This window comes from Candidatus Rokuibacteriota bacterium, from assembly GCA_016209385.1.
GTDB lineage: Bacteria > Methylomirabilota > Methylomirabilia > Rokubacteriales > CSP1-6 > JACQWB01.
The window spans coordinates 1-15,532 of sequence record JACQWB010000086.1; the positions used below are offsets into that span (position 1 = coordinate 1).

The window sequence follows — 15,532 nt, forward strand, 5'->3', positions numbered from 1 at the left end:
GTGTTCATAGAGAACCCCGGCGCTTGCTCCCCGTCCCTCAACGTGGTGTCAAATATGATGACGCGATCCATGACTCCCTCCCTTTTTTCATCGGAGGCCGCCTCGACGGCCCCCTCCGAGGCCTCCCCCATGGTTGTTCGAGCGTGGCGGGGTCGGCCATGCCGGGAGGCAGGCCCCCCGCCGCGCGAGACCCGAGTTAATCGCGCGGGCAAAGCCCGCGCTCGAGTTACAGGTCCCTCGTCAGTGCTGCTCCTTCCATTCGGTCTCGCCGATCGCGGCCGCCTCCCGTTTCCGGACCCAGAGCCGACGCACGGACCCCGATAGAACGTACAGGCCAAACAGGACGAAGAGAAAGAGCTGAGGGTGGGTGGCAATGATCAGGACGCCGAGCACCACCACCACGATCGTTCCGAACGGCCGCCGGCGGGCGAAATCCACCTCCTTGAAGCTCCAGTAGCGGAAGGTGGAGACCATCAGCAGCGCCACCAGATAGGTCCCCGTGCTGATGCCGAGGAGCTGCCAGCGAGAGAGGTCCTCGCCGTCGAGCAGGAGGACCACCGACGCGGCGAACCCGGCCGCGGCCGGCGTCGGCAGGCCCACGAAGTAACGCCGATCGGCAGTGCTCGAGGCGACGTTGAACCGGGCCAGGCGCAGCGCCCCGCAGATCACGAAGAGGAAGGCTGCCAGCCAGGCGGCCCGCCCAAGGCGGCTCAGCGCCCACCCGTAGAGGAGGAACGCGGGAGCCACGCAGAACGACACCACGTCGGCGAGCGAATCGTACTCCACGCCGAACTGGGTCGTGGTCTTGGTGAGCCGGGCCACCTTACCGTCCAGGATGTCCATCACGATCGCCACGAGGACGGCGAGCGCCGCCTCGGCGTAGCGATGCTGCGCCGTCAGGAGGAGGCTCACGAAGCCGCAGAAGAGGTTCCCTGTCGTGAGCAGGCTCGGGAGAAGAAAGATCCCCCGCCGGCGCTTTTCCCTGAACTCCTGCCACCGCCGCCGACGCGCCATCCGCGCCGGAGGCGTCGGTGCACCGTCCGCCCCGCCCAGGCGCTTCCGTCTCATACGATCACCCCGATCAGCGACTCGCCCCCGCGCACGTGCTCGCCCTGCCGCACGCGGAGGTCGGTCTCCCGCGGCACCACCAGATCCGTCCGCGACCCGAAGCAGATCAGGCCGAACCGCTCGCCAAGCCCCAGCTTGTCCCCGCTCCGAGCGCGACACACGATCCGGCGCGCGAGGACACCGGCGATCTGCGTCACGGTTACCCGCACCGCCTCTCCCTGGAGGCGGAGCGTGCAGCGCTCGTTGACGTCCGACGCCTCGTCCCGGTAGGCGGCGCGAAACCGTCCGCGCCGGTACTCCACGTCGGTCACCAGGCCGGCGAGCGGCGCCCGGTTGACGTGGACATCGAGCGGCGACAGGAAAATCGAGACCCGGACCCCCTCGCCGACGAAGGGATCCACCACACCCCGTACCGCGACGACCCGCCCGTCGGCCGGGGCCACGATTGCGCCAGCCAGGGTCGGGGCGACCCGCTCCGGATCCCGGAAGAAGAACAGGCAGCCCACGGCGAGCGCCGCGAAGGCCAGCGCACCGAGGCTCCACCCGAACGCCCAGAGCGCGCCCGCCGCGGCCGCGAACGTCAGGATGAGCGGCCACCCTTCGGCAGCGACGGGAATCCGGAGTGCTCCGCGCCCACCGTGCTCGCCCACGCTCACATCCGGGGGGGCTTGATCCAGCTCATCATGCCCCTGAGTCGGGTCCCGACCTCCTCGATCGGATGCTGGGCGTCGCGCTTGCGCATAGCCAGGAACTGGGCGCGGTTGGCCTGGTTCTCCAGCACCCACTCGCGGGCGAACTGCCCGGACTGGATCTCGGCGAGGATCTTCTTCATCTCCGCCCGGACCTGCTCGCTGATGATCCGCGGGCCCCGCGTGTAGTCGCCGTACTCGGCCGTGTCGGAGACCGAGTACCGCATGTACGCCAGGCCACCCTGGTAGAAGAGGTCCACGATCAGCTTCATCTCGTGCATGCACTCGAAGTAGGCGACCTCCGGTTGGTATCCGGCCTCCACCAGGGTCTCGAAAGCGGCCTTGATGAGGTGCGAGATGCCGCCGCAGAGCGTGGTCTGCTCGCCGAACAGGTCGGTCTCCGTCTCCTCCCGGAACGTGGTCTCGATCACGCCGGCCCGCGTGCAGCCGATCCCCCTGGCGTAGGCCAGGGCCATGTCCTTCGCCTTGCCCGACACGTCCTGCTGGACCGCCAGGAGCGCGGGAACCCCGGGCCCCTCGGTGAAGAGATCGCGCATCACGTGGCCGGGCGCCTTCGGAGCGATCATCGAGACGTCCACATCCGGGGGTGGCACGACCTGGTTGAAGTGGATGCTGAAGCCGTGGGCCACCATCAGCGTCTTGCCTTTCGAGAGCGCGCCCTTGACGGACTCCTCGTAGGTGGCGCGGTGGGCCTGGTCGGGGAGGAGGATCATGATGATGTCGGCCATCTGGGCCGCCTCGGCCACCGTGGCCACCTTGAGCCCGTCCTTCTCCGCCTTCGCCCAGCTCTTGGAGCCCTTGTAGAGCCCGACCACCACGTCCTGGCCCGAGTCTTTCAGGTTGAGCGCGTGGGCGTGGCCCTGGCTCCCGTAACCGACGACCGCGATCTTCTTCCCTTTCAACACCCCGAGGTCAGCGTCCTGGTCGTAGTAGATCTTCGCTGGCATAGCTTTCCTCGGAGGGGGGCGCCGCCCCCCTTCCGAACCTCCCCCCTTTTTATCGGAGAGGGCCTCGACGGCCCCCTCCGGGGCCTCCCCCATTGCTGTTCGAGCGTGGCGGGTTCGGCCATGCCGTGAGGCAGGCCACCCGCCGCGCGAGGCCCGAGTCGATTGCGCGGGCCGGGTACCCGCGCAGCGGGTGCGCGCTCGAAACGGCCCCACACAACGTCATCCGCCTCGGCCCGCTTAGTCGGCGAAGCCGACGATCCGAGGGTCCTGCGAGAGTGCGCCGTCCGCGGCCTTCGCCTTGCCGAGCTTCTCCTCGCTCCTGCGGACCCGGGCCTTGGACCCACGCGCGATAGCCACCTTGCCGGTGCGGACCAGTTCCTGGATCCCGAAGGGCCGGAGCAGCTCCACGATGGCGTCGATCTTCTGCTCGTCGCCGGTGGCCTCGAGCGTGAAGGTCGTCGGCGTCACGTCCACGACCTTGGCGCGGAAGATGTCCACCGTCCGCAGGACCTCCGCGCGGTTCGCCGGTTCGGCGTTGACCTTCATCAAGACCAGTTCCCGCTCGACATGGTTCTCCTCGGTCAAGTCGGTCACCTTGATGACGTCGATGAGCTTGTGGAGCTGCTTGATGACCTGCTCGATGACGAACTCGGCACCGCGCACGACCAGCGTCATGCGCGAGACCGTGGGGTCCAGCGTCTCGCCCACCGAGAGGCTCTCGATGTTGTAGCCCCGGGCGCTGAAGAGGCCCGCCACCCGTGACAGGACCCCGAAGCGGTTCTCCACCAGCACCGCGATCGTATGCTTCCTCGGCTCCGTTCCGTTCTGCACTTCTTTCCTCGGAGGGGGGCTCCGCCCCCCCTTCCGATGCCTCCCCCCGTTCTAAGATTGCGCCGGCAAAGCCTGCGCTCGAAACGACGTTAAAAGCCGGTCTGGGACTTGGCGGCCCGCTCCTTCACGGCCTTGCCCGGTCGGTCGAGGATCATGTCCTTGTTGGCGCCGCCGGCCGGCACCATCGGGAACACGTCTTCCTCCCGGTCGACCATCATGTCCACGACCACCGGGCCCGGCGTCACAAACGCCTTTTCCAGGGCCGGCACCACCTCGCTCGGCTTGGTCGCGCGGATCCCGACGCAGCCGTACGCCTCGGCCAGCTTCACAAAGTCGGGGCTCGCCGACAGGTCGATGGAGCAGTAGCGCTCCTTGTAGATGATCTCCTGCCACTGACGCACCATCCCGTGGTAGCCGTTGTTGATGATCACGGTCTTCACGGGCAGGCGGGACTCGAAGCAGGTGGCCAGCTCCTGGCTGTTCATCACGAAGCTGCCGTCGCCGTCGATGTTCACCACCAGCATATCGGGGTGCGCCGCCTGCACGCCGAGCGCCGTCGGCAACCCGTAGCCCATCGTGCCGAGGCCGCCGGACGTGCACCAGTGGCGGGGGTACTTGAACCTGTAGTACTGGGCCGCCCACATCTGGTGCTGGCCCACGCCGGTGACGATCAGGGCCTCGCCCCGGGTGAGGTTCGAGATCTCCTGCATCACATACTGCGGCTTGATGACCTCGTCGTCCCAGTCGTAGCGGAGCGGGAACCTGGCCTTCCACTCCGCGATCTGCGCGTGCCACTGCTTGCGGGCCTCCCGCACGATGGACGGCACGTCGTCGCGCACCTCCTCTTTGATGGCCTCGATGAGCTTGGCCAGTACCCGGCGGGCGTCGCCGACGATCGGGATGTGGACCTGGATGTTCTTGGAGATGGAAGACGGGTCGATGTCGACGTGGATGATCTCGGCGTTGGGCGCGAAGAACTCGACCTTCCCCGTCACGCGATCGTCGAAGCGCGCCCCCACGGCGATCAGGCAGTCCGAGTTGTAGACCGCCATGTTCGCATAGTAGGTCCCGTGCATCCCCAGCATGTCCAGCGACAGCGGGTGCTCGGAGGGAAAAGCGCCGAGGCCCATCAGCGTCGTCGTCACCGGGATCTGGGTGAGCTCCGCGAGCTTCAGCAGCTCCCTGTAGGCGTCGGAGGAGATGACGCCGCCCCCGACGTAGAGCACGGGGCGCTTGGCGCGCAGCATGGCCTTGGCGGCCTTCTTGATCTGGCCCGGGTGCCCTTCGTAGGTGGGGTTGTAACTCCGGAGGTGAACCCGTTCCGGGTAGTGGAACTCCCACTCCTTGACGAGCACGTCCTTCGGCAGGTCGACGTGAACCGGTCCGGGGCGGCCCGTGGAGGCGATGTGGAAGGCTTCCTTGACGATGGTTCCCAACTCGCTCCCGTCCTTCACCAGGAAGTTGTGCTTGGTGCACGGGCGGGTGATCCCGACGTTGTCGGCCTCCTGGAAGGCGTCGTTCCCTATGAGGTGGGTGGGCACTTGGCCGGTGAAGGCCACGATCGGGATCGAGTCCATGTACGCGTCCTGGAGCGCGGTCACCAGGTTCGTCGCCGCCGGCCCGGACGTCACCAGCGCCACGCCCACCTTGCCGGTCGTCCGCGAATAGCCCTCGGCCGCGTGACCCGCAGCCGCTTCCTGGCGCACCAGGATGTGCTTGAGCCCGGCGAAGTCATACAGCGCGTCGTAGATCGGCAGGACCGCGCCACCCGGAAGCCCGAAGACGACGTCCACGCCTTCGCGCTTGAGACACTCCAAGAAGATCCGTGCACCTGAGAGCTTCACCGCACTCACCTCCTACCTCCCGCGTTCGCTACAGCACGCCTGCCGCGGCCAGGACCTCTATGATTGCCTCGGCGGGGGGCTTCGCCCCCCTTCCGACCCCTCCCCCTCGCTTGCGCGGGCCGGGTACCCGCGAAGCGGGTGCGCGCTCGAAATCCGCTACAGAAGCCCGGCGGCGGCCAGGACCTCTTTGATTTCCTCGATGGCGTCGCCGTCCGGCGTGCTAAGCGGAGCCCGGCACAGCCCGCCGTAGAAGCCCTGGAGGTCCAGGGCCGCTTTGAGCCCGCCGATCCCGTGGCGAGCGTGGACGACGCGGTCCGCGACCATGAGGCGGTAGACGATCTCGCGCGCCTCGTCCCAGCGACCCTGCCGGGCCAGCGCGTAGACCTCGCAGTACTCCCGGGCGGCGATGTTGGCGAGCGCCAGGATCCCGCCCGAGGACCCGAGCGCCAGCGACGGCAGCAGCGCCGCCGCCGCCCCCACCAGGACGTGGAACGACTTGGGCGTCTGGTGGATGATCTGGCCAGCCTGGGCGATGTTCGCCGAGGAGTCCTTGATCCCGCAGACGTTGGGGTGCTCGGCGATCCGGGCCACGGTCTCGGCCTCCAGGTTGACACCGGTGTTCTGGGGGAAGTTGTAGAGCAGCACCGGGAGCGGCGAGGCCTCGGCGACCGCCAGGTAGTGGCGGATCTGGCTCTGAGGTTGGGTCAGGGCCCGCTTGTAGTAGTTCGGGGTGATCACGATGACCGCGTCGGCCCCGATCTCGGCGGCGCGCCTGCTCCGCTGGATCGTCACCTGCGTGGATTCAGCCCCGGTTCCGGCGATGAACGCCTTCTCCTTCGGAATCGCTTCCCGAGCCGCGACGAGCACCCGGTCACGCTCCGCCTCCGTGAGGAGCGGGAACTCCCCCGTGGAGCCCAACACCACGTAGCCCGCCAGGTCGGTCTGGTTCCACCGCTCGAGGTTCGCCTTGAGCCTCTCGGTGGCCGCGTCCTCGCCGCGGAACGGCGTGGGCACCGGGATGAAGACCCCTTCGAACTCACGCATCCGCACTCTCCTTGAGCCGGGCCTGGGCTGCCGCCAGCCGGGCGATCGGGATCATAAAGGGTGAACAGGACACGTAGTTCATCCGAACCCTGTGGCAGAACTCAACCGACGACGGCTCACCGCCGTGCTCGCCGCAGATCCCCACCTTCAAGTCGGGGCGGGTCCTCCGACCCCGCTCGATCCCGATCCGGATCAGCTCCCCGACCCCCTCCTGATCCAGGATCGAGAACGGGTCTGCCGGCAGGAGCCCCTTGTCGAGGTAGAGGGGGAGGAACTTCGCGATGTCGTCGCGGCTGTATCCGAAGGTCATCTGGGTCAGGTCGTTCGTGCCGAAGGAGAAGAAGTCCGCCTCCTCGGCGATCCGGTCTGCCACGAGGGCGGCCCGCGGCACCTCGATCATCGTGCCGACCAGGTACGGGACCCGCACCCCCGCCTCCGCCATCACCTGCTCGGCGACGCGCACCGTCATGTCCCGGGTCAGCGCCATCTCCCCCAGCGTACCGGTGAGCGGGATCATGACCTCCGGATGCACGGTCACCCCCGCCCTGGCCTGGGCGCAGGCGGCCTCGAAGATCGCGCGCACCTGCATCTCGTAGATCTCGGGGAACGTGATGCCCAGGCGGCAGCCGCGGTGACCCAGCATCGGGTTGAACTCCTGGAGCGACCGGACCCTGGCGATGAGGTCCTCGAGCTCCTTGATCCGGGCCGGGTTCCTTCCGACGGCCTCGAGCCGGGTGTACTCCTCGAGGAGCTCGTCGTACTGCGGCAGGAACTCGTGGAGCGGCGGATCCAGGAGACGGATCGTCACGGGAAGGCCGTCCATCACCTTGAAGATCCCGGCGAAATCCTCACGCTGCATCGGGAGGAGCTTCGCCAGCGCGTTTCGCCGCGTCTCCGGGTCCGTGGCCATGATCATCTCTCGCACGATCGGGACCCGCTCGGGCTTGAAGAACATGTGCTCGGTGCGCGTGAGGCCGATCCCCTCGGCGCCGAACTCGCGCGCCTTGCGGGCGTCCTCGGGGGTATCGGCATTCGCGCGGACCCCGGTCGTGCGAGCCTCGTCGGCCCAGGCCAGGAGCTCGCTGAACTCGCCGGCGAGCTTTGGCTCGACCAGCGGGACCGCCCCGAGGATCACCTCCCCCGTGGAACCGTTGAGCGAGATCACCTCTCCCTCGCGGACGAGGTGGCGCCCGGCCTGGAACGCCCGCTTCTCCTCGTCGACGAGCACTTCGCCCGCCCCGACGACGCAGCACTTCCCCATCCCGCGCGCGACCACCGCGGCATGGGAGGTCAATCCGCCACGGGAGGTGAGGATACCGCGGGCCGCGTGCATTCCCGCCACGTCCTCCGGGGAGGTCTCGGGACGCACGAGGATGACCGCCTCGCCGCGGTTGGCCCACTCCACGGCCCGCTCCGCGTCGAAGACCACCTTGCCGACCGCGGCCCCCGGCGCGGCGGGCAGACCGCGCGCGATCGGGGCCACCTTTGCCCGCGGGTCCACCGTCGGGTGGAGGAGCTGGCTCAGCGAGTGAGGATCCACGCGGAGGAGCGCGGTCTCCTTGTCGATCAGCCCCTCCCTCACCATCTCGACCGCGGTGCGCACGGCCGCGGCGGCGGTCCGCTTGCCCGAGCGGGTCTGGAGCAGATAGAGCGTTCCCTCCTGGACGGTGAACTCCAGGTCCTGCATGTCGCGGTAGTGGCGCTCGATCCGGTCCTTGATCGTCACCAGCTCTGCGTAGACCTTCGGCATCCGCGCCTCGAGGGCCGAGATCGGCTCGGGCGTCCGGATCCCGGCGACGACATCCTCGCCCTGAGCGTTCACCAGGAACTCCCCGAAAAACCGGCGCTCGCCGGTGGAGGGGTCGCGCGTGAACGCCACGCCGGTGCCGGAGGTGTCGCCGAGATTGCCGAACACCATCGCCATCACGGTGACCGCCGTGCCCCAGTCGCTGGGGATCCCGTGGATCCGCCGGTAGTCGCTGGCCTTCTTCGAAAACCAGGAGTCGAAGACCGCACTGATCGCCTGCCGGAGCTGCTCCTCGGGATCCTGGGGGAAGAGACGCCCGGTCTTCTCGCGAACCAGCACCTGGTAGGCGTCCGCGAGCTGCTGGAGCTCTGCCGCCGGTACCTCCGGGTCGCTCTTTCTGCCCAGGCGTGCCTTCGTCTCGTCCAGGAGCCGCTCGAAAGCGTGACGCTCGATGCCGAGGACCACGTCGCCGAACATCGTGAGAAACCGGCGGTAGCAGTCCCACGCGAAGCGGTCGTTCCTGGTCCGGCGTGCCTGCCCTCCGACCGTGCGGTCGTTGAGGCCGAGAGTCAGGATCGTCTCCATCATCCCGGGCATCGACACGCGCGCCCCGGACCTCACCGAGACCAGGAGCGGGCGCTCCGCATCACCGAACCTGAGGCCCGTGAGGGACTCCAGCCGGGACAGGTGCTCGAGGATCTCCTCCCAGAGGCCCGGTGGATAGCGCTTCCCCCCGTTCGTGTACGCGCTCCAGGCCTCGGTGGTGATCGTGAAGCCGGGGGGAACGGGGATCCCCAGGTTCGTCATCTCGGCGAGGTCACAGCCCTTTCCACCGAGCAGGTTGCGGAGGTGGGTTGATCCCTCTGCCTTACCGCCCCCGAAGAAGTAGACGTACTTCATCGCGCTAGATCTCCTGACCGTTGGACGCCCAGAGTGCAAGAGCCGGGCCGCGCTGAAAACGTTCAAAAACTCTAGCAAATTCGGCCTTTCTCTGTCAAGGAGATTCCGGCCTGGTCGGGCGGTCTCCGGGCCCCGGACGGCCGCCCTTGCTCGCCTCCGAACGGTCTGAAGCTCCAGTACGCTCATCGGTCCCCTTAAAACTTGAAGGGCCACGGGGAGTGCCCGTGGCCCTTCGGATTCCTGAGTGCCACGGGCTTCATCCTGCCCGTGGCATCCGGCGTCGTTCTAGCCCAACGGCCGCGCGGATGCGCCGGGCAGGCCCGGCAGTGCCAGAATAATCAGGTCCAGCAGCAGCACCCGCGACGCTCCGTTCTTCATAGTAACTGGCAACCTACCGCGCACCCGCCTTCCTTGTCAAGCAGAAGTTTTTCTGAAGGGTGTCCCTCGTCAAGCCAGCGACCCGATACCGGCACGGCCACCTGCGTACGGAGGTATCGCGAGTTACGTATGAGGCTTTTTCTTTCTGGGGTCGGGGACGCTCTCCCTGCCCTCCTCGGCCTGTCGCCCCATCACCAGCCCCTCCACGGCCACCAGATGGTCCAGCATGGCTCGCTGGGCCGCAGCCGAGTCGCGTCGCTGGATCGCGTCCAGGATCCGCCGATGGTCCTGGTGGGAGCGCGTGGGCCGCCCGGGAGTATGAAGTGAGTCCTCTCGGCTCTGCGCGAGCAGGTCCATCAGCGCGTGGACGATTCGGGTGATGGCGCGGTTGTGGGCCGAGCTGGCGATGGCGGCGTGAAAGGCGGCATCCTGGGCCAGGCCCGTGCGCCCCGCCGCTACCTCCTTGGCCTGCTCCTCAAGGATCCGCTCCATCTCGTGGATTTCGTCCTTCGTGGCCCGCCGGGCGGCGAGGCTCGCGATGACGGGCTCCAGGAGCCGACGGGCTTCGAAGAGCTCCCCTACCGCTTCGCGCTGGGTCAGGATCACGAGGGCCAGCGGCTCGATCAGCGATTCCACCGAGATCTCCCGAACAAACGTCCCCTCCCCCGCTCGGATCTCGATGAGCCCCACGGACTCCAGGGCCCGGAGGGCCTCCCGGACCGAGGTTCGGCTCACCCTGAACCGCTCGGCGAGGTCGCGCTCGGGGGGAAGCTTGTCGCCCGACTTGAGCCTCCCCTCCTGGACGAGCGTTTTGATCTGGCGCACGATCTCCTCGTAGATTCGGGTACTCTTGATGGGCTCGACGTCGGGCCAGTTCACTGGACTAGCCTCGCTCATGATTCAGCACCGTCCCTTCGAGCGCCGACTGAGCCGGCGCAATCCCGGGGGGAGGTTCGGAAGGGGGGCGGAGCCCCCCTCCGAGGAAGCTCATGGCTCACCAGGCGCGCGACCGGGCCACCGCCGGGCCACGCGATCTCGCTTTTTCAGGCGTAAGGCAGCACCCAGATCAACATGCCGAGCAGATAGCAGATCCCGCTGGCGACGATGGTGAACGGCACGCTCCAGCTCAGGAACTCGCGGAGAGAGACCTTCCGCTTCTCCTCGCGCTCGCAGATGTTCAGGGCCACGTAGAGGGCCGGCGCGCCCGCCACGGTCAGGTTGCTCCCCAGCGTCCCCGACCACACGAGCATCCACCAGAGCGGCCAGGGTTCCACCCCCTGCTGCCCGAGATCACGGATGGTGTAGAGGAACGTGAGGATGTACGCGTCGTGCTCCACGATCCCCACGATGGGCACCGTCACCCAGTAGAGGAGCGAGGCTCCCAGGATCAGATTCTGCGCGAACAGGGGCCTGAGTGCCTCGGCCAGCCTCTCCAGGATGCCGACCTTCTCGATCCCGCCGACCAGCGCGAACAGCGCGATGTAGAAAAGGATCGCGCGCCAGTCGAGCTCCTGGAGGATCGTTTCGAACTCGGGCTTCCGGAGCCAGCGGCCGAAGACCTCAAGGATCAGGACCAGCGCCAGCGCCCCGCTCATCGCGATGAACCCCAGCTTCACCCCCAGCACCTCCCGGAACGCCATCGCCACGATCGTCGCGACGAACCCGCCCACCACGAGGAACGCGAACGCCCGGTCCGGAATCGAAGCATCGACGGCCAGCCCGCGCTCCGGGTTGCCGTCCCCGGCGTTCGAGGCCCCGGCCACGCCGACGTCGCGGGCAGCCGGGGACGTCCGAAAGCCGTACGCGTACATGGCCCAAAGCGTCAGCACGAAGGTCACGATCAGGATCGGAAACGAGGAGGGCCGGCCGGAGTGCCAGACGAATCCCATGAACTCGATGCCGGACACGCTGTGGAGCATCTGGGGCGGCAGGTCGCCCAGGAGAAGGGCCGTCCCCATGAAGTTCGCGCTGAAGCCGATCATCAGGATCACCGGCGTCAGCGGGATCCCGAAGTGTCGGACCAGGGGAATCGCTACCGGGGCGAACATGAGGATCACGACCACGTTGTCCACGAGCATGGACACGAGGCCCGCCAGCATGGACAGGATCATCACCAGCAGCCCCGCGTGGCCGCGCGAGAGGCGGTAGGCCTGGACGGCTAGCCATTCCGGGACGCCGCTCTTCCCGAAGTACCCCGCGATCGTCCAGACCGAGATCAGGATGGCCATGACATTCCAGTCCACGGCCTGGAACGCGTCCACCTCACTCATCACACCGGCCCACACCATCACCGCGACCCCGAGGAGGGCGGCCACCGTGCGGTCGATGATCCCGGCGATGACCACCACGATCGTGGTCAGGAAGATCGCGAGCCCAAGCCACGAGCTCATGTCCATTGGCGCGTTTCTCTCAGACCTCTACGTGGGCCGTCCGGCCCCTACGCCGAACCGCCGCTCGCCGACCTCGGCTTCGCCCGTATAGGCGCTTTGGACACATACGCCACGCGCCTCGCCACCTCCGTCCCGATCAAGGTGCCGAGGCTCCCCGGCTCCCGGGTGATCGCCACGACGCTCACGCAACGCGACGCGCTGACGCTAGCGACCGGACGCCGGGGCGGTGCGAAGCCCGGCCACGACCCGCCGCAGTAGAGGGCCCACGATCGGGAGACAGAAGATGACGGCGGCCACGCCGATGAGGCCAGCCGCGATCGGTCGCGTGAAGAAGATCGCGAAGGACCCGTCGGACATGATGAGGCTCTGCCGCAGCGCCTCCTCGGTCATGTCTCCCAGGACAAGGGCGATCACCAGGGGGGCTAGGGGATAGCCGAGCTTCTTAAACACGTAGCCGACTACCCCGAAAATCAGGAGCAGCCAGATATCCAGCATCATGTTCTTCACAGCGTACGCCCCGATCGCGGAGAAGAGGACGATCAGCGGGCCGAGGATCGCATAGGGGATCCTCAAGATTGCCGCGAAGAACGGGAGCAGGAGAAGGCACATGAGAAGGCCCATCAGGTTCCCGATATACATGCTCGAGATGAGGCCCCAGACGAAATCAGGCTGCTCCGCAAAGAGCCGGGGGCCGGGGATGAACCCCCAGACAAAGAGACCGGCGAGCATGACCGCGGCCGTCGGGGATCCCGGGATCCCGAGGGTGACAAGGGGGAGGAGAGCGCCGATCCCGGCCGCGTGGGCAGCGGACTCCGTGGCCATGACTCCCTCCGGCACGCCGGTCCCGAATTTCTCCGGATGCCTGGAGGATTGCTTCGCCATCCCGTAGCTCATGAACGAGGCCGGAGTGGCCCCGGTGCCGGGCATCACCCCTACCCAAAAGCCCAGGAGCGTGCCCGTGACGAAGGTGCGCGCGTGCTGCACCAGAGACTTCACCACCGACCACATGTCGTTCACCTTTACCTTGGCCTGAACCCCCCTGAACTCGAGAGACTCCTCCGCCGAGAGGAGAATCTCTCCGAGGCCGAACAGCCCGATGCAGGCGGTGATAAAGCTGAACCCGGCCAGCAGCTCGATAGAGCCAAAGGTGAGCCGCGGCTGGCCAGTCACGATGTCGAGCCCGACGGAGCCGAGGAGAAAGCCGATGAACATGGACGCCATGGTTTTCGGGAGCGAACCGCCGCCGAGCCCGACGAAAGTGCTGAAGGCGAGAACCAGCACGGCGAGGTACTCCGGCGGGCCGAACTTCAACGCGATCAGGGCCAGCGCAGGGGCGAAAAAGGTGAAGAGCAGGATGGCGACGAGGGAGGCGAAGAAGCCGGGGATGAAGGCCGAGGCCAGGGCTTCGCCGGCCTTCCCCTTCTTGGCCATGGGATAGCCATCGAAGCAGGTGGCGACCGACCAGGGCTCTCCCGGGATGTTGAAGAGGATGGACGTGATCGCGCCCCCGAAGAGGGCTCCCCAGTAAATGCTGGCCAGCAGGATGATGCCGGAGGTGGGGGGCATGACGATGGTGAGCGGGAGGAGGATCGCCACTCCGCTGGTTCCGCCCAGCCCCGGCAGCACGCCGATGATGATCCCCAGGAAGACGCCGGTCGCGGCGACCACGAGGTTGTAGGGGGTCAGCGAAATCGTGAATCCGAAGAGTAAGTTCCCCAGTGCCTCCATCGCGAGCCGCTCGGATCAGAAAGGCAAGCGTATTTCCAAATAACCCTTTGGGAGGAGAACAAGGAACCACCGCTCGATCACGAAGTAAGTCGCCAGTGGGAAGAGGAAGCTCACACCGATTACAAGGGGCCAGGGGTGCCGGCCGATCCACCGCATGACGAAGGCCAGGTAGAGCGCGGCGGCCAGGTAGAATCCCGCGATCTCCATAGCGAGGATCATTCCGGCGATCGGGAGTACCACCTTGAGCAGGGAGGGCAAGGCGCCCGCAGGGATAAAGCGCTTCTTCGGCGCGCTCGATGCGGCTCTCAGGGTCTGAATCAGCACGACGACGGCGAAGATAGCCAACCCCGCCGAGAGCCAGAACGGGAAGAAGCCAGCCCCTGGACCGCTCGACTCCCACCCGATGTTGAGCCGGGTCGCCTCCCTGAGCATGAGCCCAGCCCAGGCCAGCACCGCCAGAGCACAGATGATCTCGGCGCGCTTCATCGCCTTCTCCGTTCCCGGACACGAAACGGGCTGCCCCCTCGGAGCGGGGCAGCCCGCCGATTTAACGTTCAGGACAAGCCGTAATTTGACCTCGCCCGCCTTGCTTCCTACCTCTTTCGGAGGTCATCGCGAAGCTTCCACCCGATGACGTCACGCATCACCTTGACATGGTTGTTCTCGAACCTAATCAAAAACTGCTTGTACTGCTCGCTGTTCATGAATACGGGTTTCATCGCGCCCTTTTTCATGAAATCCTTCCATTCCGCCGTTTCCCAGACTTTTCTGAACAGGTCTTCGTACCAGCGCACCGCCTCCTTCGGCATGTCCGGAGAGCCGATGACACCCCGCATCTGATGGAGGCCGGTCTCAAGGTCGAGAAGCTCGGCCCACTGGGAGTTGATCCCCTTCTCCCAGTGGGTCGGCGCCTCAGGGAACTCCTTCGCCCTGTCTTTCTGGAAGCTCAGGATTGGGATCAGCCGCTGGGGGTAGTGAGGCAGCATCTCGGACGGCTGGTTCACATTGAAGTCCGCGTGCTTCCCGGCCACCGCCTTGGCTACGTCACCGCCCCCCTTGTGCGGCACGTACTTGAAGGGCTGGCACTTGAATGCGTGCTGCATCGCGAAGATCTGAATCTCGTCCTCCTGCTTGGAGCCGGTGCCGGCCGCGGTGAGGCTCCGCTGCCTGCAGGCCGCCAGAAACTCTTCAAAGTTCTTGAAGTTCTCGGGGTGTACAACGAGGATGAAGGGGTCCATCATCATCTTCACGACCGGGGTCAGATCCTCCGACAGGTACATGACGGGGATCTTCTGGAGGAGCGGGGTGGTGATGACGCTGTTCAGGGTCGGCGAGATATAGTGCGGATCCCCCCGCTTGCTGTGCAGGTGCGCCAGGGAGACGGCGCCCGCCCCGCCCGGCATGTTGACCGGCACGACCGGGACGGGTGAGAATTTGTATTTCTCGATGATCCCGATCCAGAAGCGCGCGTAGATATCTGAGCCACCGCCCGGGGACGTCTGGATGACGAACTCGATGGGTTTCGAGGGCTGCCACGCGGCCTGGGCGGACCGGTCCGCGACGCCGCTGACGAACGCGAGGGCCAGGACGACTGCCAGTAACATTCCCACTGAGGCGAGAATACCTTTACGGCCTATCATGCCCTCCTCCTTTCATTGGGGAACCGAGCGTCGGAACCACGCGATTAACCGCGCGAAATCATATCACACGAGGCCAGAAAAAACACGTGCCAGGCCGCCTGTTCAAGGGGCTAAGCCTGGCACCGTTTCAGCCTCGCCGGAGGCCCGAGCCCCGGTTACGCGTTGACTTTCGCATCCTTCCGGAACGGGATCACGCCCGGGAGCTCCCACTTCTCCCACATCTCGTCCACCTTGGCCTGGAAGTACCCCAGATCCTCCTCGGTGAAGTGGGCGCAGCGCCCCTGCTTGAGCAGGTACTCCCGAAC

General features: G+C 66.6%; 13 protein-coding genes. All 13 read right to left on the reverse strand.

Features of this window, described 5'->3' with window-relative positions; genetic code table 11:
* Window positions 1-240 precede the first annotated feature (240 nt).
* Window positions 241-1,014, reverse strand: coding sequence for a CDP-diacylglycerol--serine O-phosphatidyltransferase (pssA, locus tag HY726_05910; protein MBI4608522.1), 774 nt, complete (start codon window positions 1,012-1,014; stop codon window positions 241-243).
* Between the two features lie 50 nt (window positions 1,015-1,064).
* Window positions 1,065-1,718 (reverse strand): phosphatidylserine decarboxylase, encoded by a 654-nt coding sequence (locus HY726_05915; protein ID MBI4608523.1) that lies wholly within the window; start codon window positions 1,716-1,718, stop codon window positions 1,065-1,067.
* A gap of 2 nt (window positions 1,719-1,720) precedes the next feature.
* Window positions 1,721-2,725: a ketol-acid reductoisomerase gene (gene ilvC / locus HY726_05920; GenBank protein MBI4608524.1), complete on the reverse strand. Its 1,005-nt coding sequence runs from the start codon at window positions 2,723-2,725 to the stop codon at window positions 1,721-1,723.
* 237 nt (window positions 2,726-2,962) lie between these two features.
* On the reverse strand, window positions 2,963-3,556 hold the full coding sequence (gene ilvN, locus HY726_05925; GenBank protein ID MBI4608525.1) for an acetolactate synthase small subunit: 594 nt from the start codon (window positions 3,554-3,556) through the stop codon (window positions 2,963-2,965).
* Window positions 3,557-3,645: 89 nt separating this feature from the next.
* Window positions 3,646-5,400: a biosynthetic-type acetolactate synthase large subunit gene (gene ilvB, locus HY726_05930; protein MBI4608526.1), complete on the reverse strand. Its 1,755-nt coding sequence runs from the start codon at window positions 5,398-5,400 to the stop codon at window positions 3,646-3,648.
* 156 nt (window positions 5,401-5,556) lie between these two features.
* Window positions 5,557-6,444, reverse strand: coding sequence for a dihydrodipicolinate synthase family protein (locus HY726_05935; protein MBI4608527.1), 888 nt, complete (start codon window positions 6,442-6,444; stop codon window positions 5,557-5,559).
* Window positions 6,437-9,091: a pyruvate, phosphate dikinase gene (locus tag HY726_05940; protein ID MBI4608528.1), complete on the reverse strand. Its 2,655-nt coding sequence runs from the start codon at window positions 9,089-9,091 to the stop codon at window positions 6,437-6,439. The genes HY726_05935 and HY726_05940 overlap by 8 nt, the downstream gene beginning before the upstream one ends.
* A 501-nt stretch (window positions 9,092-9,592) precedes the next feature.
* Window positions 9,593-10,348, reverse strand: coding sequence for a FadR family transcriptional regulator (locus HY726_05945; protein ID MBI4608529.1), 756 nt, complete (start codon window positions 10,346-10,348; stop codon window positions 9,593-9,595).
* A gap of 164 nt (window positions 10,349-10,512) precedes the next feature.
* Entirely contained in the window at window positions 10,513-11,859 is a 1,347-nt protein-coding gene (locus HY726_05950) for a permease (protein MBI4608530.1), read from the reverse strand.
* Between the two features lie 204 nt (window positions 11,860-12,063).
* Entirely contained in the window at window positions 12,064-13,587 is a 1,524-nt protein-coding gene (locus tag HY726_05955; protein MBI4608531.1) for a tripartite tricarboxylate transporter permease, read from the reverse strand.
* A 15-nt stretch (window positions 13,588-13,602) separates the two neighbouring features.
* The gene (locus tag HY726_05960; GenBank protein MBI4608532.1) at window positions 13,603-14,073 is read right to left on the reverse strand and encodes a tripartite tricarboxylate transporter TctB family protein; all 471 of its coding nucleotides are present in this window, start codon (window positions 14,071-14,073) and stop codon (window positions 13,603-13,605) included.
* Between the two features lie 107 nt (window positions 14,074-14,180).
* Window positions 14,181-15,227, reverse strand: a complete 1,047-nt coding sequence (locus HY726_05965) for a hypothetical protein (protein ID MBI4608533.1) — start codon at window positions 15,225-15,227, stop codon at window positions 14,181-14,183.
* A 155-nt stretch (window positions 15,228-15,382) separates the two neighbouring features.
* Window positions 15,383-15,532, reverse strand: a 150-nt coding sequence (locus HY726_05970; protein MBI4608534.1) for a pyruvate synthase, incomplete at its 5' end; no start/stop codon positions are given.

Bases quoted from the DNA above. Each gene is read 5' to 3' on its own strand.
- HY726_05955 (MBI4608531.1), bottom strand. From the start codon at position 13,587: ATGGAGGCACTGGGGAACTTACTCTTCGGATTCACGATTTCGCTGACC.
- HY726_05935 (MBI4608527.1), bottom strand. From the start codon at position 6,444: ATGCGTGAGTTCGAAGGGGTCTTCATCCCGGTGCCCACGCCGTTCCGC.
- HY726_05940 (MBI4608528.1), bottom strand. From the start codon at position 9,091: ATGAAGTACGTCTACTTCTTCGGGGGCGGTAAGGCAGAGGGATCAACC.
- HY726_05950 (MBI4608530.1), bottom strand. From the start codon at position 11,859: ATGAGCTCGTGGCTTGGGCTCGCGATCTTCCTGACCACGATCGTGGTG.
- ilvC (MBI4608524.1), bottom strand. From the start codon at position 2,725: ATGCCAGCGAAGATCTACTACGACCAGGACGCTGACCTCGGGGTGTTG.
- HY726_05965 (MBI4608533.1), bottom strand. From the start codon at position 15,227: ATGATAGGCCGTAAAGGTATTCTCGCCTCAGTGGGAATGTTACTGGCA.
- pssA (MBI4608522.1), bottom strand. From the start codon at position 1,014: ATGGCGCGTCGGCGGCGGTGGCAGGAGTTCAGGGAAAAGCGCCGGCGG.
- HY726_05960 (MBI4608532.1), bottom strand. From the start codon at position 14,073: ATGAAGCGCGCCGAGATCATCTGTGCTCTGGCGGTGCTGGCCTGGGCT.